The 1,719-nt window shown below is 65.6% G+C and carries 1 protein-coding gene and 1 pseudogene; one reads left to right on the forward strand and one right to left on the reverse strand.

The window, feature by feature from the left end:
* Window positions 1–617 (reverse strand): annotated as a pseudogene (locus EOA36_RS34805) (ABC transporter ATP-binding protein/permease); the annotation flags it as partial.
* A 175-nt stretch (window positions 618–792) separates the two neighbouring features.
* Here EOA36_RS34805 and EOA36_RS34810 point away from each other — a divergent pair.
* Window positions 793–1,677, forward strand: a complete 885-nt coding sequence (locus tag EOA36_RS34810) for a hypothetical protein (protein WP_127281177.1) — start codon at window positions 793–795, stop codon at window positions 1,675–1,677.
* Window positions 1,678–1,719: the final 42 nt, after the last annotated feature.

Here is a 1,719-nt window from a genome sequence, read left to right on the forward strand (position 1 = left end):
TCCACGGGCGATTCCGTGGCGATCCGCAGATCCTCGGCAATGCGAGCTTCCGGGTTCTGGTGATCGCCGCCGACGAGATTGAGCTGGTAGTAGCGGCCATTGGTGAGCCAGCGGCCGATGACCGACGTGGTGAGCCAGGAGCGCCAGCGGCGCTGGATCGTCATGCGCAGATAGACCTGCGCGACGACGAGGCTGACACTGCCAAGCACCAGCGGCACGAACACGGCGCTCAGGAAATAGACGGTCGGCGCATTGCGCTGTTCGATGGCGTCGAAGATCGAGCGGTTCCAGACATTGATGCCATACTGGAAGCCGACATTGACGCAGATCAGGATCAGGAGCCCGATCGTGCACGGCCACGCGAGCTTGTCGCCGCGCCGGCTCCAATAGCCGCGCGCGCTGATCCAGAACCGCTTCAGCAGGTATTTCTTGCGCGCCTGCTCGGCCTGTTCGGGGCTCAGTTGCGGATCAGGTTCCACCGCCTCCGGCGGCGGTGCGGCCTCGCCGACGACCTCGGAAGCGGCCTCGACATCGGATGCCTCCCGCTGGCGGGGCTTCCTGGCACCGTTTGGTTTGGCGCCGCCGACCGGCTTGGGTTTGGATTTGATGTCTGCCACAACGGCCATAACGGCCTGGATATCGGAAGGTTTCATCGTCTTCCTGATATGGCGGTTGCCGGCGGTGCCAAAGCTGATCCGGCGTCCCCGATATCGGCGACGCCTCACCATGACTTCACCGCCGCACAATCGCCACCAAGCCACGCGAAGAGCTTGTAAAAACGGAGGTTCCACGATGCGTCTGGTCTGGACTTTGGTGTTGGCGCTGGCGAGCGGTGCGGCCCATGCGGCTTCGCCGGAGGACGACTACATCGCCGCGCGCGACAAGGCGATATCGGCCATCGCCGCGATGGAAAGCGGCAACGCTGCCGTGGAAACGCTCGATGCGGCCAATGACAAGGCCCGCGCCGATCTCGAACAGCGCCTTTCCACGCTTCTGGGACCTTTCACGGTCAAGGGTTTTCCGGCGGCCGGCACGATCAACATCGAAAGCCTCAGTTCCTCCGATGTCGGATTCGGCATGCTGGACGGGCTGCGCCACGGCACCGAGGATGGCCCCAGCATCGTGGCCTCGACACGCGGGCTGGTCGAGCGCTGGCTGCAATCACGCGCCGCCGAGACCGACGCCGATCTCAAACTGCCCACCAACTTCGACGCGGCGCTGAAGCTCGATGCCTTCTACACCCAGGCCATCGGCAGCGACGCCGCTTTCACCGGCACGCTCGACTTCAAGCTGAAGACGCCTGATGGCGCCGACATGGCGATCGCCCGCCTCGGCGGCTGGGCACAGGATGTCGGGCCGAACTACGACCAGGAGGTCGTCGTCACGCTCGTCAAGGGCAACAGCGTCATGATCGCCGAGGCGCCGGCGACACCCCCTGTCCCCAAGATCGCGGCCTGCGACGCGGTCTGGACCGCCGCCGACGCCGCCGCCCAGAAACTGGTCAAGCAGGCCGCCGGCGACAGCGACGAAAACACATCCGATGCCGCCGACGCCGCCTGGGCAAAAGGCGACAGCGACTTCCGCGCCTGCATGGGCAAGAGCCTGCCTGACAACCCCGTCTTCCCCGCACTGCTTGCCCAGGCGCAGGCGCTTGCCGACCATATGGCGGGGAAGTAGGGCGCGGCACCGAAGCTGCCAATCTCCCCCCTTGTGGGGGAG

This window comes from Mesorhizobium sp. M8A.F.Ca.ET.021.01.1.1 (assembly GCF_003998025.1).
GTDB lineage: Bacteria > Pseudomonadota > Alphaproteobacteria > Rhizobiales > Rhizobiaceae > Mesorhizobium.